Origin of the sequence: Streptomyces sp. CB02261 (genome assembly GCF_001905665.1) — a bacterium.
GTDB lineage: Bacteria > Actinomycetota > Actinomycetes > Streptomycetales > Streptomycetaceae > Streptomyces.
The window spans coordinates 612,962-635,057 of the sequence record NZ_LIVX01000003.1; the positions used below are offsets into that span (position 1 = coordinate 612,962).

At 70.8% G+C, this 22,096-nt stretch carries 21 protein-coding genes, 1 tRNA gene, 1 other RNA gene and 2 pseudogenes; 9 read left to right on the forward strand and 16 right to left on the reverse strand.

Annotation, left to right across the window (positions count from 1 at the left end; translation table 11 throughout):
- Positions 1–22 precede the first annotated feature (22 nt).
- Together AMK29_RS12930 and AMK29_RS12935 are read right to left on the reverse strand one after the other, a co-directional pair.
- Positions 23–565, reverse strand: a complete 543-nt coding sequence (locus AMK29_RS12930; protein WP_073811963.1) for a GNAT family N-acetyltransferase — start codon at positions 563–565, stop codon at positions 23–25.
- Positions 566–751: 186 nt separating this feature from the next.
- Positions 752–1,168 carry a YciI family protein gene (locus tag AMK29_RS12935; protein WP_073811965.1) on the reverse strand — a complete coding sequence of 139 codons (417 nt, stop codon included), beginning with the start codon at positions 1,166–1,168 and terminating at the stop codon, positions 752–754.
- Positions 1,169–1,293: 125 nt separating this feature from the next.
- Here AMK29_RS12935 and AMK29_RS12940 point away from each other — a divergent pair, with 125 nt between their 5' ends.
- Positions 1,294–1,923, forward strand: coding sequence for a MarC family protein (locus tag AMK29_RS12940; protein ID WP_073811966.1), 630 nt, complete (start codon positions 1,294–1,296; stop codon positions 1,921–1,923).
- Positions 1,924–1,933: 10 nt separating this feature from the next.
- Here the strand turns inward: AMK29_RS12940 and AMK29_RS12945 are convergent, their stop codons facing one another.
- The 3 genes from AMK29_RS12945 to AMK29_RS12955 are packed head-to-tail and all read right to left on the reverse strand — an operon-like array spanning position 1,934 to position 4,864.
- On the reverse strand, positions 1,934–2,992 hold the full coding sequence (locus AMK29_RS12945) for an aldo/keto reductase (RefSeq protein ID WP_073811968.1): 1,059 nt from the start codon (positions 2,990–2,992) through the stop codon (positions 1,934–1,936).
- Positions 2,993–3,001: 9 nt separating this feature from the next.
- Positions 3,002–3,865: an alpha/beta fold hydrolase gene (locus AMK29_RS12950; RefSeq protein ID WP_073811969.1), complete on the reverse strand. Its 864-nt coding sequence runs from the start codon at positions 3,863–3,865 to the stop codon at positions 3,002–3,004.
- Positions 3,866–3,886: 21 nt separating this feature from the next.
- Positions 3,887–4,864 (reverse strand): ArsR/SmtB family transcription factor, encoded by a 978-nt coding sequence (locus AMK29_RS12955; protein WP_073811971.1) that lies wholly within the window; start codon positions 4,862–4,864, stop codon positions 3,887–3,889.
- 146 nt (positions 4,865–5,010) lie between these two features.
- Here AMK29_RS12955 and AMK29_RS12960 point away from each other — a divergent pair, with 146 nt between their 5' ends.
- Positions 5,011–6,222: an MFS transporter gene (locus AMK29_RS12960; RefSeq protein WP_073811973.1), complete on the forward strand. Its 1,212-nt coding sequence runs from the start codon at positions 5,011–5,013 to the stop codon at positions 6,220–6,222.
- A 9-nt stretch (positions 6,223–6,231) separates the two neighbouring features.
- Here AMK29_RS12960 and AMK29_RS12965 read toward each other — a convergent pair.
- From AMK29_RS12965 to AMK29_RS12980, 4 genes and pseudogenes are all read right to left on the reverse strand, one after another.
- Positions 6,232–6,440 (reverse strand): annotated as a pseudogene (locus tag AMK29_RS12965) (DUF4287 domain-containing protein).
- A 66-nt stretch (positions 6,441–6,506) separates the two neighbouring features.
- Positions 6,507–8,759: an FtsX-like permease family protein gene (locus tag AMK29_RS12970; RefSeq protein ID WP_158071312.1), complete on the reverse strand. Its 2,253-nt coding sequence runs from the start codon at positions 8,757–8,759 to the stop codon at positions 6,507–6,509.
- Positions 8,756–9,430, reverse strand: coding sequence for an ABC transporter ATP-binding protein (locus AMK29_RS12975; RefSeq protein ID WP_073811977.1), 675 nt, complete (start codon positions 9,428–9,430; stop codon positions 8,756–8,758). The genes AMK29_RS12970 and AMK29_RS12975 overlap by 4 nt, the downstream gene beginning before the upstream one ends.
- A gap of 60 nt (positions 9,431–9,490) precedes the next feature.
- Positions 9,491–9,898 carry a hypothetical protein gene (locus AMK29_RS12980; RefSeq protein ID WP_073811978.1) on the reverse strand — a complete coding sequence of 136 codons (408 nt, stop codon included), beginning with the start codon at positions 9,896–9,898 and terminating at the stop codon, positions 9,491–9,493.
- A gap of 317 nt (positions 9,899–10,215) precedes the next feature.
- Here AMK29_RS12980 and AMK29_RS12985 point away from each other — a divergent pair, with 317 nt between their 5' ends.
- Positions 10,216–10,782, forward strand: a complete 567-nt coding sequence (locus AMK29_RS12985) for a hypothetical protein (protein ID WP_073811980.1) — start codon at positions 10,216–10,218, stop codon at positions 10,780–10,782.
- Positions 10,783–10,879: 97 nt separating this feature from the next.
- On the opposite strand, the gene AMK29_RS12990 is transcribed toward AMK29_RS12985, so the two are convergent.
- Positions 10,880–11,275 (reverse strand): VOC family protein, encoded by a 396-nt coding sequence (locus AMK29_RS12990; protein ID WP_073811981.1) that lies wholly within the window; start codon positions 11,273–11,275, stop codon positions 10,880–10,882.
- Positions 11,276–11,401: 126 nt separating this feature from the next.
- Positions 11,402–11,590, reverse strand: coding sequence for a hypothetical protein (locus AMK29_RS12995; RefSeq protein ID WP_073811983.1), 189 nt, complete (start codon positions 11,588–11,590; stop codon positions 11,402–11,404).
- A gap of 110 nt (positions 11,591–11,700) precedes the next feature.
- Here AMK29_RS12995 and AMK29_RS13000 point away from each other — a divergent pair, with 110 nt between their 5' ends.
- Positions 11,701–12,342, forward strand: a complete 642-nt coding sequence (locus AMK29_RS13000) for a TetR/AcrR family transcriptional regulator (RefSeq protein ID WP_073811986.1) — start codon at positions 11,701–11,703, stop codon at positions 12,340–12,342.
- Between the two features lie 254 nt (positions 12,343–12,596).
- Here AMK29_RS13000 and AMK29_RS13005 read toward each other — a convergent pair whose 3' ends face one another.
- From AMK29_RS13005 to AMK29_RS37785, 4 genes and pseudogenes are all read right to left on the reverse strand, one after another.
- Positions 12,597–13,019 (reverse strand): PIN domain nuclease, encoded by a 423-nt coding sequence (locus AMK29_RS13005; RefSeq protein ID WP_073811989.1) that lies wholly within the window; start codon positions 13,017–13,019, stop codon positions 12,597–12,599.
- On the reverse strand, positions 13,016–13,231 hold the full coding sequence (locus AMK29_RS13010) for a type II toxin-antitoxin system VapB family antitoxin (RefSeq protein ID WP_073811992.1): 216 nt from the start codon (positions 13,229–13,231) through the stop codon (positions 13,016–13,018). The genes AMK29_RS13005 and AMK29_RS13010 overlap by 4 nt, the downstream gene beginning before the upstream one ends.
- A 53-nt stretch (positions 13,232–13,284) precedes the next feature.
- Positions 13,285–13,821: a WYL domain-containing protein gene (locus AMK29_RS13015; protein WP_073811994.1), complete on the reverse strand. Its 537-nt coding sequence runs from the start codon at positions 13,819–13,821 to the stop codon at positions 13,285–13,287.
- 97 nt (positions 13,822–13,918) lie between these two features.
- Positions 13,919–14,266, reverse strand: a pseudogene (locus AMK29_RS37785) (hypothetical protein); the annotation flags it as partial.
- Between AMK29_RS37785 and AMK29_RS37790 the strand changes: the two are divergent.
- The 3 genes from AMK29_RS37790 to AMK29_RS13030 all read left to right on the forward strand — a co-directional run bounded on the left by AMK29_RS37790 (position 14,171) and on the right by AMK29_RS13030 (position 19,191).
- Positions 14,171–14,485, forward strand: a complete 315-nt coding sequence (locus AMK29_RS37790) for a hypothetical protein (RefSeq protein ID WP_338012731.1) — start codon at positions 14,171–14,173, stop codon at positions 14,483–14,485. The pseudogene AMK29_RS37785 and the gene AMK29_RS37790 sit on opposite strands and share 96 nt — an antisense overlap.
- Positions 14,486–14,887: 402 nt before the next feature.
- On the forward strand, positions 14,888–15,337 hold the full coding sequence (locus AMK29_RS13025) for a hypothetical protein (RefSeq protein ID WP_073811997.1): 450 nt from the start codon (positions 14,888–14,890) through the stop codon (positions 15,335–15,337).
- Positions 15,334–19,191, forward strand: coding sequence for an nSTAND1 domain-containing NTPase (locus AMK29_RS13030; protein WP_073811999.1), 3,858 nt, complete (start codon positions 15,334–15,336; stop codon positions 19,189–19,191). Before AMK29_RS13025 ends, AMK29_RS13030 begins: the two co-directional genes overlap by 4 nt.
- A gap of 174 nt (positions 19,192–19,365) precedes the next feature.
- Here AMK29_RS13030 and AMK29_RS13035 read toward each other — a convergent pair.
- Positions 19,366–19,453 (reverse strand) — tRNA-Ser (locus AMK29_RS13035).
- A 128-nt stretch (positions 19,454–19,581) separates the two neighbouring features.
- Between AMK29_RS13035 and ffs the strand changes: the two genes are divergently transcribed.
- Together ffs and AMK29_RS13045 are read left to right on the forward strand one after the other, a co-directional pair.
- An RNA gene (gene ffs / locus AMK29_RS13040) (signal recognition particle sRNA small type) lies at positions 19,582–19,680 on the forward strand.
- Between the two features lie 180 nt (positions 19,681–19,860).
- Complete coding sequence (locus AMK29_RS13045) at positions 19,861–22,053, forward strand: DNA polymerase III subunit gamma and tau (protein WP_073812001.1); 2,193 nt, start codon at positions 19,861–19,863, stop codon at positions 22,051–22,053.
- The last annotated feature ends 43 nt before the right edge of the window (positions 22,054–22,096 follow it).

The window sequence follows — 22,096 nt, forward strand, 5'->3', positions numbered from 1 at the left end:
GGGCCTCGCGTGTGGCCCTCGCTCAGAGCGGCCGGAGGATCATCAGGACCTCGTCGCGGTCGTCGCCCGGCGCGAGGCGGAGGGCGCCGGGCCAGCGCCCCGTCTCCCGCCAGCCGAGACGCCCGTAGAACTCCTCCAGCCCGACACCCGCGCGGGCGGCCAGACGGAGCTGTTCGAGCCCCATCTCGTCGCGGGCTGTCGCACGCACCCGGTTCATGAGGGCGGCACCGATGCCCCGCCCCCGCAGGCCCGTCCGGGTCTGTACGTGGTGGAGCGTCCCCCAGTGGGCGACGAGTGCGAACGGGTCGCGGCGGATGTTCAGCCACCCGGCGAGAGCGCCGTCGACCGTCGCGACCACGAGGCGGCTCGTGTCCGGGGCGAGGGCCGCGACGAGCGCGTCGACCGCCGGTGCGGCGAGGCCCGCGTCGATCGGCGGGAACGGGAATCCCGCGGCCCCGCCCGCGTTGGTCACCTCGACCCAGCAGTCGACGAGTTCCCGCCGCAGCTCCGGGGTGACGTCCTCCGGAGCCGCGACCTGCCGGAGTTCGAGCGCCGCGCTGTCCACGGAGGGATCCTCGCACCCGGCACCGACAGTGCCGGAGACGAGGATCTCCGTACGCGCGACCGGAGGGCCTGGGCCAGCTCTCCGTACGCGAGACCCGAGCGCCCGGACGTGCGTACGCGGCCGAGGATCTCCGTACGCGCGACCCGAGGGCCTGGACGTGCTCTCCGCACACGCGACCCGAGGCCGTCAGTCCTGCTGGGGTCCCGTCTCGTCGATCGGACGGATGACCACCGGGTACTCCGGCGCCCCGGCCGGCTGCGGACAGCGGGCCACCTGGGCGGCGATCTCGGTCACGCGCTCCAGGGAGGCGCAGTCGAGGACCCAGAAGCCGGCGATGACCTCCTTGGTCTCCGCGTACGGGCCGTCGGTGACCACCGGCTTGCCGTCTCCGTCGACCGTCACGAACCGGGCCGTGGACGGGGCGGCGAGACCCTGGGCGTCGATCATCTCGCCGGACGCCGTCAGCTCCTCGTTGATCGCGTTCATGTGGTCGAACATCGCCTTGAGGTCCGCCTTGCTCCAGGCCGGACTGCTCGCGGCGGAGCGGCCCACCATGGCCTCGTAGTCGGCCTCCGCGCCCTGCACCATCACCAGGTACTTCATGACGTCCTCCTCACGTGTGTCACTGCCTCTCGCAGGAGAGTCGGAGCCGGAGCCCGGTTCTCGACACCGCGCGGACGACGGCCGCAAAAACGGGAGAAATCACCCGACCGCACCATGATTCCGGTGTGAACGCCTTCACCTTCTCCGCTGCCTTCATCACCTTCTTCTCCGTCGTCGGCCCCCCGAAGGTCCTCCTCGCCTTCGGGGGCCTCGCCCAGGTCCACCCCGACCGCCAGCTCCGGACGATCGCCCTGATCGCCTCCGGCGCGGCCGTCCTCGTCGGCCTCGTCACCGGCATCACCGCCCCGTGGCTGCTCGACGTCTTCCACATCAGCACGCCCGCGCTCCAGCTCGCGGGCGGCGTCATCTTCTTCATCTACGCCGTCGGGCTCGTCCTCGGGCTCCACCTCGGCTCCACCACCACCCACCAGGACACCCCCGACCTGGCCAGCGGGGTCCGCGAACTGCTGATGCCGTACGTCGTGAGTCCGCTCGCCATGACCGCCGTACTCATCGAGGCGGCGGCCCGCGACTCCTTCAGCTGGCGCTCCACGGTCGTCGGCGCGTACGTGTCCGTCATCGCCCTCGACGTGATCTGCGTCCTGCTCCTCGCCCGGATCCTGCGCCGCACCCATCACGCCACGATCGAACTCCTCGGCCGCCTCCTCGGGCTGCTGCTCGCGGCGGTCGGCGTCGACCTCGTCCTCGACGGCCTCGCGGACCTGGGCGTCCCGGGCCTCTACACCCGCCACTGAGCCGCACCGCTCACCCGGCCGCCCGCTCCTCCAGCGGCCGTCGGCGCATCGCCGGGTCGGTGAGGGCCGGCGGGCGCCAGGCCCCGTCCGGCTGGTAGAGGTTCGTCCCCGGCGGCACGATCGCGTCGATCCGGTCCAGTACGTCGTCCGTGAGCAGCACCGGCGCGCCCTTGAGCAGCCCCTCCAACTGCTCCATCGTGCGCGGCCCGATGATGACCGAGGTCACCGCCGGGTGCGCGCCGGCGAAGGCGATCGCGAGCTCGGGGAGGGAGCACCCGATCTCGTCCGCGAGCGCGGCGAACTCCTCGACGGCGTCGAGCTTGGCCGCGTTCCCGGGCAGCGTCGGGTCGAAGCGGTGCGGGGTGAGGGCGGGCCGCCCGCTGGTGAGGTCGATCGGCCGGCCCTTGCGGTACTTGCCGGTGAGGAAGCCGGAGGCGAGCGGACTCCAGGTCAGCACGCCCATGCCGTACCGCCGCGCGACGGGCAGGACGGACGCCTCGACGCCCCGCGCGAGCAGCGAGTACGGCGGCTGTTCGGAGCGGAAGCGACGCAGGCCGCGCCGCTCGGCGACGGCGTGGGCCTCGACGATCTCCTCGGCGGGGAAGGTGGAGCAGCCGAAGGCCCGGATCTTCCCCTGGGAGACGAGGTCGCCGAGGACGTCGAGGGTCTCCTCGACGTCCGTACGGTGGTCGGGCCGGTGGACCTGGTAGAGGTCGATCCAGTCGGTGCCGAGCCGCTTGAGGCTGTTCTCGACGGCCCGGGTGATCCAACGGCGCGAGGTGCCGCCCCGGTTGGGGCCCTCGCCGCCGAACGGGAAGTACACCTTGGTGGCGAGCACGGTCTCGTCGCGGCGGCGCGGGTCGCGCAGCGCCTTGCCGACGATCTCCTCGGACTCGCCGGCCGAGTACATGTCGGCGGTGTCCACGAAGTTGATGCCCCGGTCGAGGGCCGCGTGGATGATCCGCACGGACTCCTCATGGTCCGGATTGCCGACGGCACCGAACATCATCGTGCCGAGGCAGTACGTACTGACTTCGATCCCGGTCCCGCCGAGTACCCGATAGCGCATGGCCGCACTCTAGGAACTGGAGTGGGCTCCAAGGCAAGAGGGACGGGAGGAGAGACTCCGGAGGAAGTCGACGACCAGCCGGTGCAGGAGCTGGGGCCGTTCCAGATGCAGGTCGTGACCGGTGCCGGGCAGGCTCACGCCGTGGAGTGAGGGCTGGACCCGGGCCATCTCCGCGTACTCCTCCCCGCCGATGATCCCGCCCTGTTCGCCCTGCCCGAGGAGGGCGAGCACGGGGCAGGCGACGGCGGCCCACTCGTCCCAGAAGGAGCGGGTGGCGTTCTCGTCGAGGGACCGCACCATGACCTCGGGGTCGAAACGCGGCCACAGCCCGTCGGCGCGCTCCTCGAGCCCGGCCGCCCAGCCGTCCCCTACGGGTTCCTTCCCGCCGCCCAGGTACGCGGCGGCCGCCTCCCGCGAGGGGAACGGCACCGGCCACCCCCGCAGCCAGCCCCCGATCTGCTCCTGGAGGCCCGGCCCCGCCCCGTCGGGCCCGGCCTCGACGAGGACGAGGGCGCGCGGCAGCCCGGGACGGGCGGCGGCGGTGAGCAGCGCGGTGCTCCCGCCGAGCGACTGCCCGACCAGCACAGGGCGATCCAGGCCGAGTTCGGCGACGACGGCGAGGACATCGGAGACGTACGCGGCGCGCGAGACGTCCCCGGGGTGCCGCTCGCTGCCGCCGTGCCCGCGCTGGTCGAAGGCGACGACGCGGTGTCCGGAGTCCCGCAGCAGCCGGGCGGTGGTGTCCCACTCGCCGGAGTGCCCGGCGAGCCCGTGGAGCAGGAGCACGTCGGTTCCGGAACCGCCCCAGTCGCGGCAGAGCAGCCGTACCCCGTCATGGACCACGAACCGCTCCGACCAGGAATATGACGTCATCCCCCCATGATCCCCCGACCCCTACGGGTCGAGCAGCCGGTCGGCGACGGCGGTGCGGGCGTAGAGGACGGAGCGCCCGCTGCGGTGGGCGGTCACCAGGCCGGCGTTCCGCAGGGCGATGAGGTGCTGGGAGACCCCGGCCGCCGACAGGCCGCACTGCGCGGCGAGTTGGGTGGTGGAGGCGGGTGTGTCGAGTTCCGTGAGAAGCAGGGTCCGGGAGCGCCCGATGACGGCGGCGACGGCCTCCGTCGCGCCGGTGGTACGGGGCTCCCATACCGTCCCGATCCCCCGCGCCGGATAGGCGAGTTGGGGCGGATCGGGAGGGACGGACCGGGTGAGGACCGCGGGCCACACGAAGACGGAGGGGACGAGCAGCAGCCCGGAGCCGGCCTGGTCGCGGCTGAGCGCGCAGTGGCGCCGTACGAGCCGCAGGGTGCCGTCGTCCCACCGCACGGTCTCGTGGAGTTCGCTCAGGACGCGCGCGGAACCGTGCTCGGCGACCTGCCGGGCCCGGTGGAAGACATCCGCCTCCAGGACCTGCTGGATCCGGGCCCAGTAGGGGGCGAGGGCGAGCTCCCAGTAGGCCTCGATCTCGTCGGCGACCTTCGGGAGGAAGGCGGGGGGATCGTCGTGCAGCAGCCGCGCCCTGGGCCCGGCGTCCGCTTCCCTGCCCAGCATGCGGAGTTCGTTCCGTACCTGGTCGGCGGGGGTGCGGCGGATGGCGTCGAGCTCGGCGCCGAGGGTGGGGAAGGGCCCGGCCGGGGTGGGGTTGAGGAAGTCGGCGAGGTAGCCGTGCGCGGGCACGAGCGCGCCGAGCCACCCCCGGTCGAGTCCGGCCCGCGCGATCCGCGGCCGCACCTGCTCGGCCCAGCGCCGGTGGACGGCGGACTCGGACCGCCGGGCGAGCAGCCGGTAGCTGGTCACGACCTCCCACATGGGGGAGACGGCGAAACGGGTCTGGGCGAGATCGGCGGCGGAGAAGCTGAGCCCGGATTCCACGGGTTCCACGTCCTAGGTACGAGAGGAGCAGGGGTCAGGACCGAACAGGGCGGCGGGGACGGAGAATTGGACCGAAGTAACAGCCATTGGATTCGGTCTGAGCTTAATCAATGGAGGAGAAGGAGGCACTCCCGCAGTCTCCTCCCATGCCCTCACCCCTCCCTTCCTCCTTCCGCGACCTGCCGCCCGTCGTCTGGACGATCTTCGCCGGAACGATCGTCAACCGACTCGGCTACCTCGTCACCCCGTTCCTGGTCTTCTTCCTCGCCTCGCGTGGGGTGACCGGCGCCGAGACGTCGTACGTCCTCGGTGCCCTCGGCGCGGGCAACCTCCTCGGCCCCGCGGTCGGCGGCGTCCTCGCCGACCGCATCGGACGCCGCCCCACGATGCTGATCGGCCTCATCGGCGCGTCGGCGGCGCAGGGCGCGCTGTTCCTCGCGCCCGGCGTGTGGACGATGGCCGCGGCGGCGCTGCTGATCAGCGCGGCGGGCAGCACGGTCTCGCCGGCCGCGTACGCGCTCCTCGCGGACGCCGTCGACAGCGAGCGCCGGCAACGCGCGTACGCCCTCTTCGGCTGGGGCGTGAACATCGGGACCGCCGCGGCGGGCATCCTGGGCGGCTATCTGGCAGCCCGGGGCTACTGGCTCCTGTTCGCGGTCGACGCGGCCTCGATGCTCGCGTACGCGCTGGTCGTGGCGATCCGCCTGCCGGAGCCGAAGCGCACGACGGCCCCGGGCGGGCCCGGCGGGAAGAAGGAGGGCATCGGCTACGGAGTGGTCCTCCGCGACCGCCTCGCCCTGCTGCTGCTCCCGCTGTTCGGTGTGCAGCTCTTCGTGTACTCGCTGACCGAGGTCGCGCTGCCGCTCGCGATCCGCGACAGCGGGCTCTCACCGGCGGTGTACGGGGCGATGGCGGCGGTCAACGCGATCCTGGTCGTGGCGCTGCAGCCGTTCGCGACGTCGTGGCTGGCCCGGTTCCCGCAGCTCGTGGTGCAGGGCGCGGGCAGCACGCTGATCGCCGTGGGGGTCGCGCTCACAGGCCTGGCCGACGGCATCGCCGGCTACACGGTGTCGGTCGTCGTGTGGTCCCTGGGCGAGGTCGTGGTCGCCGGCATCGCGGCGGGGGTCGTCGCCAACCTGGCCCCGGCGCACGCGAGGGGCCGCTACCAGGGAGCCTTCAGCTGGACCTGGGGCACGGCGCGCTTCGCGGCCCTCACCCTGGGCGTCACGGCGTACACGACGCTCAGCCCCACGGTCCTGTGGTGGACGGCTCTGGTAGCGGGAACGGCCACGGCGGCGGCGACGGTGGCCCTGAAGACCCGCGTCGAGGCGCGCACGGCCCACGAACTGGCGGCGTGAGGGCCGGGGTCACTTCCCCTCGGCGAGGGTGTGGGCCACGAGCGCGTTGGCGTGCCCGTGGCCCAGCCCGTGCTCGGCCTTCAGCCAGGAGACGAGCTCCATGTGCTTGGTGCGCGACGAGGTCCGGACGAGCTCCTGCCACTCGGAGATCGGGCGCCCGTACTTCGCCTCGCTGGAGGGGATCAGCTGGCGGGACCCTTGACGAGGTTCTCGGCCATGAAGATCTCCTGGGTGGCGAGTGGAGGCAACTGCTGTAGGGACCCCCACTCCCGCAGTACGGAAGATCAATCCCGCCGGATGTGCTCGGGATCGATGTGCCGCCGCACCATGGGCACGGAGGCGAGGGCGGCGGCACACAGCACCCCGAGCGCACAGACGAACAGCAGGGGCAGCCCCTCCCAGTCCCAGTGCACCGAGCCACCCCCGGTGATCAGATAACTGGACTCGGCAAGCCACCCGGTGACGATGGCCGCCCCCAGCCCCACACCCAAGGGCAACACCACCTGCACCACCTGCACCACCCGCAACGTCCCCGCCCGAGCCCCCAACAACGCGAGCGCGGTCACCTGCCCCCGCCGCTCCATGGCCCGATCGGCCACGGACACGACAAACGCAGCCACCCCGATGACAAGCCCGAGCACCATCCCGACGGCAAGCAGACTCCGGATGACGGTGAGCTGAGCGAGCGAGTCGATGACGATACCGACGGGATCGACGGAGGAGGTGGGCGCGATGGCCCCGATGCCGTCGAGGACGGCCCGGATGGTGGCGGGGTCGGCGTCGCTGACGAGAGTGAGGGTGCCGGCGGAGTCGGCGAGGTCTGGCGGGGCGAGCTCCGGCGGTACCAGTAGAGCGCCCGAAGCGAAGACGGACAGGTCCCATGGGTGCACGTCGACCCGCTCGGAAGGCACGGTGAAATGGACCTTCCTGCCGTTCTTCAACTCGAAGGGGTAGCGCTCTCCTGCCTTCGGGTCGTACTCGAACGTCGTACGGTCGTCCCGCAGCTGCATGATCTTTCCATCCACACATCCTGTGGACCGCTCCGTGGCTGCGGCGAGCTGGGCACAGGTGGCGACCACGAGGTCGGCACGTGGTGCGTAGCTGTCGTCCAAAGGGAACCAGGAGCTATGCGACATCACCGCTGCCTGCGCTTCTGGAACTTCCCCTAGGGCTTTCCGCTGCGCAGGCCCGAGGCCGCTGAGAGGGATTTTGTACTCTTGCACAGGGGCAGTGCGCCGGCTGACTTGGTCCAGTTCGATGAGTACCCCTTGCGTAAGTGCCGCGCAGAACACCAACAGCACAAGTCCCGCGGCGACCCGGAGCGACGACCCCGGATCGACCTCGGTACGTCGCATTGCCAGGCTTACTGGCAACGACTTCGCCAAGCCGGCCAGCCGTCGCGCTAGCCACGCCGTGACCGGCGCCAATCCGTAGACAAGTCCGGCGCCGGTCAACAACACTGCAACGGGTACTAGCAGGGAACTGCCCGACCCACCGGACGGGTCCTTTCCCATAGCGCTGAGAGCGCAGTACCCGACGATGACTCCGAGCCCGGGGATCAGAGGCAATGCCCCGGCGCTTCCCGGTTGCTTCCGCTCCCCGGTCCGTCGCACCATGATCGGTGACAGAGCGGCTCGCCTCGCACTGAACTGCCCAACCACCCAGGCGAGTGCCGGACATCCCAGCAGACAGAAGGCAAGAGTTTCCCCCGAGGGGCGACCGTCCTCCGGATACCAGTGCAGTCCGGGCAACCCCACCCGCGCCATGACCTCGTTGACGCCGACGTACCCCACGATCCCGAGCACAGCCCCAAGCAATGCGGCGGCGACGCTCTCCCCGGCGTTCACCCGCAGGGTGTCTTTCATGCTGAGCCCGACTAGCCGAAGAGCAGCTAGCCGACGTGCGCGAGACTCCCCAGAGAGCCGCGCGCAGACCGAGAGGAAGATAACGAGGGGGAGCAGCACAATGCATCCGAGCGTGAAACGGAGAATGCCGAGGGTCGACGGGTCCACGATCTCCCGCCACGATCGGCCAACGCCGAATCCACCCAGTTCCTGTGCCTCGGTTAACTTCTCTGGAGTGGTGCCGACGTAGGCATACAGGTCTTCGGTGTCGCCTAACCCCTCCGGTGTGATGGTGCCGATTACTCGGCCGGGCACCAGGCCCGCCGCCCTCGGGTTGGCGGCCAAAATTCCGGCGAGCTTGGGCGAAACGATTGCCTCGCCAGGGTTGGGAAGCTGATCGATGCCCGGGGGCACAGGAGCAGACCCGGATCGTGCCCGTGCGAGAAATACGCGGTGGAGCGGTTGTGCCCCGTACGGATCTCGAAACTCTTGATAGAGAAAGCTGCTTGTTCCTTGCCGTGGTTCACGGGCGGCGGTGCGCGCGTCGTGGGCGCTGAGGATGGAGGGGATGGTGAGGACGGCGGCGAGGCACGCCACTCCGAGCGCCGAACCCAGCGCCATCAAAAGGAAGCGGACCCGCCCCCGACGCCCACTGCCCCACAGCAGGCGCATGCCGAGGACGAACGCGTTCACACTGCCACCCGTTGGGCCAGGACCCCGTCCGACATCGTGTACTGCGTGTCAGCCTTGGCGGCCACGTCAGCGTCGTGGGTGACGATGACCACGGCCGTCTTCTGGCGACGTGCCAGATGCAGGAACTCGGCCAGCACAGCCGCCGCGTTGGCGCTGTCGAGTGCGCCGGTCGGCTCGTCCGCGAACACCACATCCGGCCGGTGGACCAGAGCCCGGGCCACCGCAACACGCTGACACTGCCCGCCGGACAACTTCGAGGTCCTGCGCCGCAGAAGGTCGCCCATTCCGAGTCGCCCCAGAATCTGGGCGGCCATCGCGTGGGCGTGACTCTTGCTGATGCCGGCGAGCCGAAGGGGAAGCGCAGCGTTCTCCTCCACGGTCAGCTCCGGCAGCAGCTCCCCGTACTGGAAGACGAATCCGAGGCGCGTGCGGCGCAGGGCGCTCAACTCGCCGTCAGGGAGGGTGGAGAGTTGCACGCCGTCGAAGGTCACGGTGCCGCTGGTGGGTGGCAGAACCCCGGCCAGGCAATACAGCAGCGACGACTTTCCGGACCCGCTGCTGCCCATGATGGCGGCCACTTCGCCGCGTCTTAGAGTGAGATCGACGTTACTGACGGCCTGCTCTGTGCCGTAGGAGAGATCCACGCCCTCGGCGCGGAGGATGATGTCCATCGGGTGCGCTCCTTGGGGGGTAGGGAGCCGCCGCATGGCTGCGGCTCCCAGATTCGCCAACTACTTCCGAGAGAACAGCCGCTCCGGAGAGCAGAAGTCGGGCCGCAAGGAACCACGGTCGACGCACGCGTGGATCCGTACCTCTTTGGTCTTCAGGACGGCACCGTCATAGAAAACCTCGTTTACCGTGACGGACTTCCCCTGGGCACCCTTCAGTCGACCCCACGCGTAGCCTTCGACCTTGACACGGAGGTAGACGTTGTGACCGTCGTTCTTGCTCTCGTCCCGCAGCTTGCCCTTTACATGCAGCCCGCTCGGAATCTTGGTCGTCGGCTGCCACTGGTACGTGCCCTTGAACGCGACACCGGGCGCCGTCATGGTCAAGTCGCGGGCCGAATCCGCAGCCGCCACCCCCATCCCCCCGAAGAACAGCCCCGCGGCCACCACCGCCGTAGCGAACTTCCTCATCGATAACCCCTGTTGGATAGTGCCGACTGGTCATCACAGAAAGTATCGGCATCACTACACACCGGTGCCCGCAGTAACGTCCCTCCCTCCCATCACCCCCCGATCCGGTGAACCCGGCGCCGTCAGGTGACCAGCAGCACCACTCCCCGAGCCGGGGCTCAACCAGGACGGCTCGTGGCGGTCCAGCCCGCTCGACCCGGCGTGAGGGCGTCAACCAGCGGCAGGCATCACTCCGGATCCGGATCCGGTCGGGCGACAGGAGTAACCCCCGGTGCGCCTGCGCGAAGGACCCCTCGGCGCCCTCAAAAATTGCGCGCATGCGCTCTCACCCATCCTCATCCCTGCTCCGCCGCGCCCTCGTCCCTTTCGCCGCCGCCGTCGCCCTGCTCGGCACCGCCGGGGTCTCCGTGGCCGGGGCCGTGGAGGCCTGTGGGTCGGTCATCACGGCTCCGCTCGCCCGGCCCGTGGCCGCCGACGACCCCTGTCCCAGTGCCGACCCGGTCGTCTGCCGGATCCGGGTTCTGCCGATGGACGAGAAGGTCGAGGCGCAGCGGACCCGGATGCGGTATCACGGGCTCCTGGAGGACATGCACCGTACGGAGGCCGCCATGCGTGAGGCGGGAGCCACGGACGAGGAGATCGCCCGTGAGCTGGTCGACATGCGGAACCAGGCCAAGGAGATCACCCGCGCCGGCATGACTCCGGAGGAGGTGCGGATCCTGGAGCAGCGGAACATCGCCAAGTACGGCAATCCGCTCGGCCCCACCGCGGACCAGCTCTTCGCCAAGTACGGCACCTGGCAGCAGGTGATCGACGCGTCGATGCGGACCAGTTACGCCGTCGACCGCGAGCTCAGCCTCGAGTACCGCCCGTGCCCCGTGTAGCCGCCGAGGCGCTCGGACGCGTACGCCGGAGGGCCGGACCGCACGATGCGGTCCGGCCCTCCGGCTTATGGCGGTGTCACGGCTGCGGCGTTCAGGCTCACGAGGCCGGGGTCGCGGGGGTGACCCACTCGACGAGCTGGACGACGACCCCGTTCGGGTCGGTCAGCTGGAAGAGGCGCTCGCCCCACGGCTCCTCGCGGAGCGGCATCGTGATGGGGGCGCCCGCCGCCCGCAGGCGGGCCTCCTCCGCCGCGAGGTCGGTGACGGTGAGCGCCAGGATCAGCCCGGCCGCCTGCTCGTCGCGCTGCTCGGGCGGAAGGACGTCGGTGCCGCGGCCGAGCAGCACGATGTCGACGGCGGCGTCGTCGCGGGTCAGCGAGGCGAAGCCGTCGGCGGCCATGGCCACCTGGTAGCCGAGGTGGGTGGTGAGGAACTCCCGCGAGGCGTCCACATCGGCGACGGTGAGGGAGAGGGTGGAGGTAGAGACGTTCACGGCGGCTCCTCGGCGGGTGGACCTTCGGGTGATGGGCGACGGATACGGCGATCCGGTCGTGCGGTGCTGCTCGGTCACGCGAGGCGCAGGGACGCGCACGCGCGGAGCGGCTCCGCCGTGGCCGCATCAGTACGTACGGCGCGGCGCGTGGATCCGGGTGCGGGCGGGCGCCGGGCGGTGGCCGCCGGTGCGCGGCAGCTCGCGGGCCGGGCGCGGGATGACGGGCATCGGGCCGGTCTCCTGGGAGGCGGCGGCGAGCTTGACGGTGGGGAACGGTGCGGCGGGGGCGGTGACGGCGAGGTTCTGCTTTCGCATGCACGATCTCCGATCTCGTCCTACGAGGCGATTTTTGCGACGGACGTAACTTTACGCACGATGGATTGAGTGCGTCAAGCGTAAAGTTGCGTCGAGTGTAAGATTCCCTCATGGCCACCCAGAGCATGGGACTCCGCGAGTCCAAGAAGCAGGAGACCAGGCAGCTGATCTCCGACCACGCCACCCGGCTCTTCATCGAGCAGGGCTTCGAGCGGACGACCATCGCCGAGATCGCCACAGCGGCCCGCGTCGCCAAGAAGACGGTCACCAACTACTTCCCGAGGAAGGAGGACCTGGCCCTCGACCACCACGAGGCGTTCACCGCGAGCCTGGCCTCCGCGGTCGCCGGGCGGGGGGCCGGAGAGTCGGCACTCGCCGCGCTGCGGCGCGAGTTCGCCGCCGCGGTCGAGCAGCGCAACCCGGTCGCGGGCTTCGCCGGCCCGGAGTTCGCGCGCATGATCGCCGAGAGCCCGACCCTCACCGCCCGCCTGCGCGAACTGCACGATCAGCGCGAGGAGGCCCTCGCCGAGGCCCTCGCGGGCATCGCCCCCGCCGACGCGCCGTCCATCGCCCCCCGGGCCGCCGCGGCACTGCTCGGGGCCGCCCACCGGCTGCTCTTCCAGCGCATCCAGGAACTCACCCTCGCCGGCGAGCCCAACGACCTGATCGCCGCCGCGGTGGCCCCGGAGGCCACGTACGTCTTCGACCTCCTCGCCGTCGGCCTCGGCGACGACCCGAAGGACAGCGACTGACCGTCCCCGGGAACGCCGAAGGGCCCCACCGCGAACGGTGGGGCCCTTCAACGAATTGCCCGGTGAGAGCAATGGCGGAGGATACGAGATGCGAACTCGTGAGGGGTTGCCCCCAACACGCTTTCCACATGTTCGTATAGGGGGCCGGCGGGGACCGTGGGTGTCCTGACCTGCGGCGGAGCGTCCAGCCTTGTACGTCCGCACAGCTCTGGACGGGGGCGAACGAGGCCAGGACTGAAACCGTCAGGCCACGTTCATTTACCGGCTTCCGGGCCATACCACTGCATGGCTTGGCCTGTGACGGCGGCGATGCAGTCGAAGTCGTGGTCGCGGTGGAGAAGGGTGAGCCCCTGCAGTTCCGCCGTGGCGGCAACGACGAGGTCCACCGCGCCTGCACCGCGATGCTGTCCACGCTGGGTCAACAACTCCTGGACTCGCCAGGCGCGGTCGTAGGCCCGGTCGTCGACAGGTACCCAGCTGAATACGAGCCGCATGTCCTCGATGCCTCGCGCACGGTCCGCGGCAGAGCGGGCGCTGTAGAAGAACTCCAGCTCGGTGATCGGGCAGGTCGCGATGAGCCCGGCCGCCGCTGCTTGGTCCCAGCCGTACTGTTCGGCGTCGCCGCGCAGGAATCGCGCGAGTGCGCTGGTATCGATCAGGAACTGTGCCGCGCTCACCGCCGGTAGTTCCGCTTGTCCTCGAAGAGGTCCAGGTCGAAGGAGCCGTCTGCGGTGGCAGCCCGCAGTCTGGTGAGCGCCAGGGCCCGCCGCCGGTTCTCCAGTACCTCGCGCAGGGCGGTGTTGACCGTTTCCTTCTTGGTGCTGGTCCCGAGAGCCTGGGCCACGGCGGCCAGCAGCTCGTCATCGAGGTCGATCACGGTTCGACTCATTCAGGCACCTCCTGTGATATCAGCTCGTACGTCAAGTATATCCGGAAGGGTTCCTACGGGGGCATGACGCAGTGGACGCGGGACAGCGTGAAGACACGTTCGGCGTCACGTAGACGGCACCAGGCTTCGAGGTAGGGCGGATCGAGTTGGAGGCGGCGCACGGTGCGGCTTCCCGACGCGGCGACGTATTCGACGGTGATGGCCATACCGGTGTCGATGGCGTGGCCGAGCTGGCGGACGTCCGTGTGCGGCAGCTGCTTCGCGTACCCGGCGACGATCTCCTCGGTATCCGTACCGAAGGGGACCCCGGTGCCGAAGGGATCGGGCTCCGGGCCGGTCGGCGGGGCGGTCAGCAGCCGGGCCACCACGGCGTACCGAGCGGCGGCGGCCGATGCCTCCGCAGCTCGGTACGTCGAGCGTCCGGTGCCGACCTTGGTGGCGGTCTTCCGCGGGGCCGGAACGGCGGCGGCCCGTCGAGGGGGCACCTTCTCGATGCGTACGGTCCCGTCCGGGGCCTCGGCGACGGGGGCACAGCCTTGGTCCCGGAGCGCGGCCAGGGTCTTGTCGGGCGGGCTGTTGCTGACGAGCACCGTCGGGGCGAGCTGCCGTAGCCCGAGCGCGGAGAGTCGGGATCTCGTCCGGAGCGTGGCCGGCGTCCGGTGCGCGGCGCATGCTGTCGGCGCTGAACCGCCATAGCGAGGCCGTGCCGCTGATCTCCCGGTCCGCGGTCGCATCCAAGAACTCCGCGAGGCGTGCCGAGGGCGTGCCGGTGACGACGGCCGTGAGGTCGCCGCCGAGCCGGGCCGTGTCGGTGGCCAGCCCCAGGGGCGTCTCCCACGCCTGCCGCAACGGTGCGGCCAAGTGGAGAAGCCTTCCGTCGCTGTCCGGCCAGACCAGGGCATGATCGGCAGAGTCTCCAGCACGTCGTCCAGTTCCCGAGTGGCAGTGGCTGTCGTCGCTCCCAGCCTCCTCGTCAGGGCGCTGCGCGACATGGGCGTTCCCAAGGCGTCCAGGGCCTCGGCCACCTGGAGGCACGGCAGGGGAAGCTGCGGCAAGGCGGTTCTCCTCTTGCTCGGCGTCCCCGACGTGATCGTGGACGCGATCATGGGATGGGAGCCGGGAGGGTCGGCACGGATGCGCGCCCGGTACATGCACATCACCGGCCCGATGCTCCAGAACGTGGCCAAGCAGATCGGTGACGCGCTCTGGGGCAGAGCCGAAGAGGGGAGCGAGGTCCCCACCGAGACCAACTGAGACGGAAACTGAGACGGACAACGCCGAAGGGCCCCACCGCGAAGGGTGGGGCCCTTCCACGAATTGCCCGGTGAGAGCAATGGCGGAGGATACGAGATGCGAACTCGTGAGGGGTTGCCCCCAACACGCTTTCCACATGTTCGTACGGGCGTCCGGCGGGGGCCGTGGGTGTTCTGACCTGCGGCGGAGCGTTGAGGGTGGTTCCGCCCGGACGGAACTGGACGGGGGGCGAATGAGACCAGAACCGAGACCGGCGGAGTGGCCCGTAGGCCCCACCCGCAACGTGACAGCCCCCTGTGTAGGTCCGGTCATTCGACCGGGTTCCCTCTGGCGCCCGAGGTGATTCAGGCAGTACACACGATGCAGTGAGCCAGTAGTGCCATGGGGGAACGAGGGAACCGTATGGATCCGGAGCTTGCGGGCCTTGCTTCCGTAGCGGCTGCGACAGTGGTGCAACTGCTGACGACGGCCGGTTGGGAGCGGGCACAGACCTCGATGGGTGCGCTGTGGCGTCGCGTGTACCCAGACCGGGCGAACACGGTGGAGTCCGAACTCGAGGAATCCCGTGCGGTGCTGCTCGCTGCCCGGCAGGACGCCGACGATCCGGCCGAGGCCGAACAGGCCGAAGCGGAGCTGGTCAGCGAGTGGCGCGGGCGGCTGCGCAGGCTACTTGCGGCCGAGCCCGAACTTGCCGCGGAACTGCGCAGGATCCTCGCCGACGACCTGGGCCCTGAGCCGCCCGGCAGCGGCCCGGATGAACCGTCAGTGAGGGTGTCCGTGCGGGCCTGGGACAGCAGCCGGGTCTACGTTGCTGGACGCGATCAGCACATCACCGAAGAGGGTGATCGATGAGCCCGGAAGAGCAGCAGGCGGACCGCGGCATCGAACGCTCGGACTCCGCAGACCACCCGGCGGACGGCGCACCGCGCGCTGCGGGCGACGGCATCCATATCCAGGCATACGCCCGCGATCACGCAGGCATCAACGTCGCCGGCCGTGACCAGCACTTCCACTACGTCGATGGGGTGCGCAAACGCCGCCGCACCGAGGCAGGAAGCTCGGTGCCGGACTGCCCCTACCCGGGGCTGGCCGCCTTCGGGCCAGAGCACGAGCGTTGGTTCTTCGGACGAGAGGCGCTCGTCGCCGAGTTGACCGATCGCCTCGACCAGCGCATGGACTCGGGTCGGCTCCAGGCGGTTGTGGCCCCGTCGGGCGCGGGTAAGTCCTCGCTGCTGCGGGCCGGGCTGCTACCGCACCTGGACCAGGCCGCGCTGCCCGACTCCGACCGGTGGCCGAAGCTCTTGCTCACTCCCAGCGCCCACCCGCTCCGTGCCCTGGCTGACCAGATCGTGGCGCTCCGCGGCGTCGGCTCGGAGGCGACGGCCGCAGATCTCGTCGCAGATCCGCCGCGGTGCCTCTCGGTCCTGGCCGAGGCCCTGCGGAATGACCTGCCGGGGCAGCCCGCGCGGGTGGTCATCGTGGTCGATCAGTTCGAGGAGCTCTTCACGCTGTGTACCGACGAACAGGAACGGCGCTCCTTCGTCACACTGCTCGCCCGCCTTGCGGGCGGCCAGACAGACACCGGAACGGCGGGTACCCCGCAGGCCCTCGTGGTTCTGGGTATCCGGTCAGACTTCTACGCCGCGTGCGTCGATTACCCTCCCCTGCGCGCAGCGCTGCAGGACGCCCCGCTGGTCGTCGGCCCCATGACGGACGAGGAGTTGCGCGAGGCCGTCCTGCTGCCCGCCATGGACGTGGGGCTCGACGTAGAGGACGGATTGGTCGAACTGCTCCTGCACGACCTGGGAGCCACCACGGCGATGGGGCCCTCAGGGGAAGCGCGCTACGAGGCAGGGCGCCTGCCGCTGCTCGCACACGCCCTGCGGGTCTGCTGGCAGCAGCGGCACGGCGCCACGCTCACCGTGCGCGGGTACCGCGACACCGGAGGCATCCAAGGTGCCATCGCCTCGACCGCCGACCGCGTCTACATCGGCCTCGACGATGACGAGCGGCGCGTGGCACAGTCGCTCTTCCTGCGGATGGTGCGGGTCGGCGACAGGGCGGAGGACGTCCGCCGGCGCCTGAGCCGCGCCGAGTTGGCGGATGTCAGCGGCGGCCGTGCCGAGCCGGTAGTGGACGCGTTCACCAGGGCCCGGCTGCTCACCTGCGAGCAGGAGACTGTCGAGATCACCCACGAGGCTCTGCTGCGCACGTGGCCCCGGCTGCGCGGCTGGATTGACGCCGACCGGGCCGGGCGCCTCACCCACCAGAACCTGGAGGAGGCGGCGGCCACGTGGGACGAGAGCGGTCGTGACCCGGCGCTCCTCTATCGTGGCAGCCCCCTTGAGGTCGCGCGTACCTGGGCGCTCAACGCTCCCCCAAACAGCCTGAGTTCGGAGGCAAGGGCGTTCCTTGCCGCTGGGGAGCGGGCGCGGCGCCGCACCGCTCGGCTGCGGAACGCGGTCATCGCCGCCCTCGCTGTCCTGACCCTGCTCGCCTCGGGTGCCGCAGGCATAGCGTTCCTGCAGCAGGGCGAGGCATTACACCAGCGGGACCTCGCCGTCTACAACCGGGTCGTCGCCGAAGCCGACCGGCTGCGCGGCACGGACCAGTCGCTGGCCTCCCAGCTCGACCTCGTGGCGCACCGGATGCGGCCTAGCGACGAGACGTACACCCGGCTGCTGAACTCCGGGAACACCCCGCTGTCCAAGCAGCTGCAGGGTCACACCGAACGGGTCTCGTCGGTGGCGTTCAGCCCGGACGGGCGCACTCTGGCCACCGGCAGCGGCGATGCCACGATCCGACTGTGGGACACCTCCGACCCACGCAGCCCCCGTGCTCTGGGACGGCCGCTCACCGGCCATGCCAAGGCTGTGATGGCGGTGGCGTTCAGCCCGGACGGGCGCACTCTGGCCACTGCCGGTGATGACCGTGACCGGTGGGTCAGGCTGTGGGACGTGTCCGACCCGTCGGATCCCGAGCCTCTCGGCCGGCCCCTGACCGGCCATGACGCCGTCATCAGCGGGGTGGCGTTCAGCCCGGACGGCCACCTGCTCGCCAGTAGCTCCGGCGATGCCACGGTCCGGCTGTGGGACGTGTCGGACCCGGCCGATGCCAAGCTCGTGGGTAAACCGCTCAAGGATGGTCCGGGCAGGCTCTGGGCGGTGGCCTTCTCCCCGGACGGCAAGACAATCGCCACCGGGGCCGACGACTTCAAGGCCCGTTTGTGGGATGTGTCCGACCCGAAGGAGCCAAAGCGGCGCGGAGCCCCGCTCACGGGCCACACCAACACTGTCGCGTCCCTGGCGTTCAGCCCCGATAGCCGGACCCTCGCCACTGGCAGCGGCGACTCCACCGTACGGCTGTGGAACGTCGCGGAGCCTGACAAGCCCACGTACGCCAACCAGCTCCTCAAGGGGCGCAGCGCCGTGATCTCCTCGGTGGCGTTCAGCCCGGACGGGCGGATTCTGGCCACCGCCAGTGCGGACGCGACTGTGCAGATGTGGAGCGTCTCCGACCCGGCACGTCCCAAGGCGCTCGGGCAGCCATGGACGGGGCACAGCAACACCGTGTCGTCGGTGGCGTTCAGCCCCGACGGACTCACCCTCGCCTCCGGCAGCTACGACCAGACGGCCCGGCTGTGGGACGTGCCGCGCACGCTGCTGACCGGCCACTTCAACGGTGTGATCGGTGTGGCGTTCAGCCCGGACGGGCGGCTCTTTGCCACCGGTGGTCTGGACGGGGCGGTGCGGCTGTGGGACACGTCGGAGCCTGGCCGTCCGAAACTGCTCGGTCGGGGGTTCCAGGCTCATACCGCCGGCGTCAGGTCCCTGGCGTTCAGCCCGGGCGGGAAGTTCCTCGCGAGTGCCGGGTACGACGGCGTGATTCAGCTGTGGAACATCTCCGATCCGTCCAAACCCAAGTACTTGGGCGATCCTCTGACCGGACACGAGGGCGGCATCTGGACCATGGCGTTCAGCCCGGATGGCAAGACCCTGGCCACCGGCGGCCAGGACGCCACGATCCGCCTGTGGGATGTCACGGACCCGGGCCGCGCAGGGCCGCTCGGCCGTCCGGTGCGGCACCACGAGGGCATGGTGCTCGCCGTGGCGTTCAGCCCGGACGGCGACATGCTGGCCAGCGGCAGCTACGACACCACGGCTCAGCTGTGGGACGTCCGCGACCGGACTGGACCCGAGCGCGTCGGTCGGCCGATGAAGGGCCACATCAATGGTGTCTCCTCCCTGGCGTTCAGCCCGGACGGAAAGACCCTCGCCACCGGCAGCAACGACTTCTCGGTGCGCCTGTGGAACATCTCCTCGCCCAGCCACCCCATCAGCCTTGGCAAGCCGCTGACTGGACACACCGATTCCGTGTTCGCCCTCGCTTTCAGCCCGGACGGCAGCACCCTCGCCACGGGCAGCTACGGTCAGTCGTCGGCGCAGCTGTGGGACGTCCGCACGCCCGCCCGGCCGAGCCGTCGCGGCCTGCCGCTGAACGCCCACACCGACTCCGTGTACGCCGTTGTCTTCAGCCAGGACGGGAAGACGCTGGCCACCGGCAGCCTCGACCAGTCGGCCCGGCTGTGGCAGCTCGACGTGGACACGAGCATCGAGAGAATCTGTGCCGACACCGAGCCCCTCAGCCCCGGGCAATGGCGCCGCTTCGTCGGGGAGGGAGTGGCGTACGCCCCGCCGTGCGCCTGACGTGCAAGGGCCGAGGCGGATCGGAAGGCATGGTCACGTTGTTGGTGGGGCTGGTGAGGCGGCGTGTGAGGGAGTAATCCAGAGCCGGGGTCGTGTCGTTCAGGGAGATCACACACGTCGAAGGGCCCCACCGCGAACGGTGGGGCCCTTCAACGAATTGCCCGGTGAGAGCAATGGCGGAGGATACGAGATTCGAACTCGTGAGGGGTTGCCCCCAACACGCTTTCCAAGCGTGCGCCCTAGGCCTCTAGGCGAATCCTCCGCCGCGAACATTACATGACCGAAGAGGGTGCTCGCGAACTCGATCCAGGTGGGGGTCGGTGCGAGGTCGGTGCGGGGTCCCTGGAGGGGGAGTGGGATGGGGCGGGGGCTGGGATCGGGTACGCTGGGCGGAGCCCCTCACGCGGTGCTATCTGACTGAACTCCCCCAGGGCCGGAAGGCAGCAAGGGTAGGTCGGCTCTGGCAGGTGCGTGGGGGGCGCTTGCGTTCCCGGGGCGAGTGGGCGATTCCGGGGCTGCGGTGGGCTTCCCGTCGCTCACGTTCCTCCCCGCGCCCCCGAGCCCCCGCGCCCCCAGTGTCCCGGCCGCGCCCCCGAGCCCCCGGCGTCCCGCCCCCGCCCCCTGGCGGTTTTTCCCGGGTTGTCGGTGGGCGCCTATAACCTCGTACATGTGTCGTCTCTCGCGCTCTACCGCCGCTATCGTCCCGAGTCCTTCGCCGAGGTCATCGGGCAGGAGCATGTCACCGACCCGTTGCAGCAGGCCCTGCGGAACAACCGGGTCAATCACGCGTACCTGTTCAGCGGGCCCCGTGGGTGTGGCAAGACGACCAGTGCGCGGATCCTGGCGCGGTGTCTGAACTGTGAGCAGGGGCCGACGCCGACCCCCTGCGGGGAGTGTCAGTCCTGCCGCGACCTCGCGCGGAACGGGCCGGGGTCGATCGACGTCATCGAGATCGACGCCGCCTCGCACGGTGGCGTGGACGACGCCCGTGACCTGCGGGAGAAGGCCTTCTTCGGGCCCGCGTCCAGCCGGTACAAGATCTACATCATCGACGAGGCCCACATGGTCACCTCGGCGGGCTTCAACGCCCTGCTGAAGGTGGTCGAGGAGCCGCCGGAGCACCTCAAGTTCATCTTCGCCACCACCGAGCCCGAGAAGGTCATCGGGACGATCCGGTCCCGGACCCACCACTACCCCTTCCGGCTCGTGCCCCCCGGCACCCTCCGGGAGTACCTGGGCGAGGTCTGCGGGCGCGAGGGCATCCCCGTCGAGGACGGCGTGCTGCCGCTCGTCGTGCGGGCCGGCGCCGGGTCCGTGCGTGACTCGATGTCCGTGATGGACCAGCTCCTGGCCGGAGCCGCCGCCGACGGTGTGACGTACGCCATGGCCACCTCCCTGCTCGGCTACACGGACGGCTCGCTGCTCGACTCCGTCGTGGAGGCGTTCGCGGCCGGCGACGGCGCCGCCGCGTTCGAGGTCGTCGACCGGGTCGTCGAGGGCGGCAACGATCCGCGCCGGTTCGTCGCCGACCTCCTGGAGCGGCTGCGGGACCTGGTGATCCTGGCCGCCGTGCCGGACGCCGCCGAGAAGGGCCTCATCGACGCCCCGGTCGACGTGATCGAGCGCATGCAGGCCCAGGCCTCCGTCTTCGGTGCCGCCGAGCTCAGCAGGGCCGCCGACCTCGTCAACAGCGGGCTGACCGAGATGCGGGGCGCCACCTCGCCCCGCCTCCAGCTGGAGCTGATCTGCGCGCGCGTGCTGCTGCCCGCGGCCTTCGACGACGAGCGTTCCGTGCAGGCGCGGCTCGACCGGCTGGAGCGCGGGGCGGCCGCCGCGCCCGCGCCCGTCTTCACGCCCGGACCTCCGGCGCCCACCATGGGGTACGTGCCCGGGCCCGACGCCCACACCCCCATGGCCCCGCCCCCGCCGGCCCCCGCGCCGACCCCGGCCCCCGCCCCCGTACAGGCGCAGCCCACCCCCGCTCCCGTGCACGCGCAGTCCGAGCCCGCTCCTGCTCCCGCCGCTCCCCGGCCCGGTGCCTGGCCGGGTGCCGCCACCCCCGGTGGCGGGGCGCCCGGCGCCTGGCCCGGCGCGTCCGCACCCGCGGCGCCCGCCCCCGCTCCCGCACAGGCGCAGCCCGCGCCGCAGGCCCCCGCCCCGGCGGCCACCGGTGGCGGCGGGGACACGGCCCAGGTGCGCAGCCTCTGGCCGCAGATCCTCGACGCCGTGAAGAACCGGCGCCGCTTCACCTGGATCCTGCTCAGCCAGAACGCGCAGGTCGCGGGCTTCGACGGCACGACCCTCCAGCTCGGCTTCCTCAACGCCGGGGCCCGGGACAACTTCGCGAGCAGCGGCAGCGAGGACGTCCTCAAGCAGGCCCTCGCCGAGCAGTTCAACGTGAACTGGAAGATCGAGGCGATCATCGACCCCTCGGGCGGCGCCTCACCCCCGCCCGCCGCCACCGGCTTCGGCGGCTCGGGCGGGACCGGCGGCTTCGGCGGATCAGGTGGCCCGGGGGGATCCGGCGGCTTCGGCGGTTCGGGCGGTACGGGCGGGTCGGGAGGCTTCGGCGGTGGTCGCCCGCAGGCGCCCGCGCCGTCCTTCCAGCAGGCCCCGCCGGCCGGCCCCGCGCCCTCGCAGGCCCCGTCCGCGCCCGCTTCCGCGTTCCCGCAGCCGTCCGCGCCCGCCGCCTCGGGGCCCTCCGCGCCCGCGTACACACCGCCCGCCCCCCAGCCCGTGGCCCCCGAGGACGACGTACCGGAGGAGGACGATCCGGACCTCGTCGACTCGGCTCTCTCCGGGCACGACCTGATCGTGCGCGAGCTCGGAGCGACCGTTGTGGAGGAATACACGAACGAGTAGGGGCGTCTCGTTCAGTGGCCCGCACAAGGGGCATCCCGCCCCG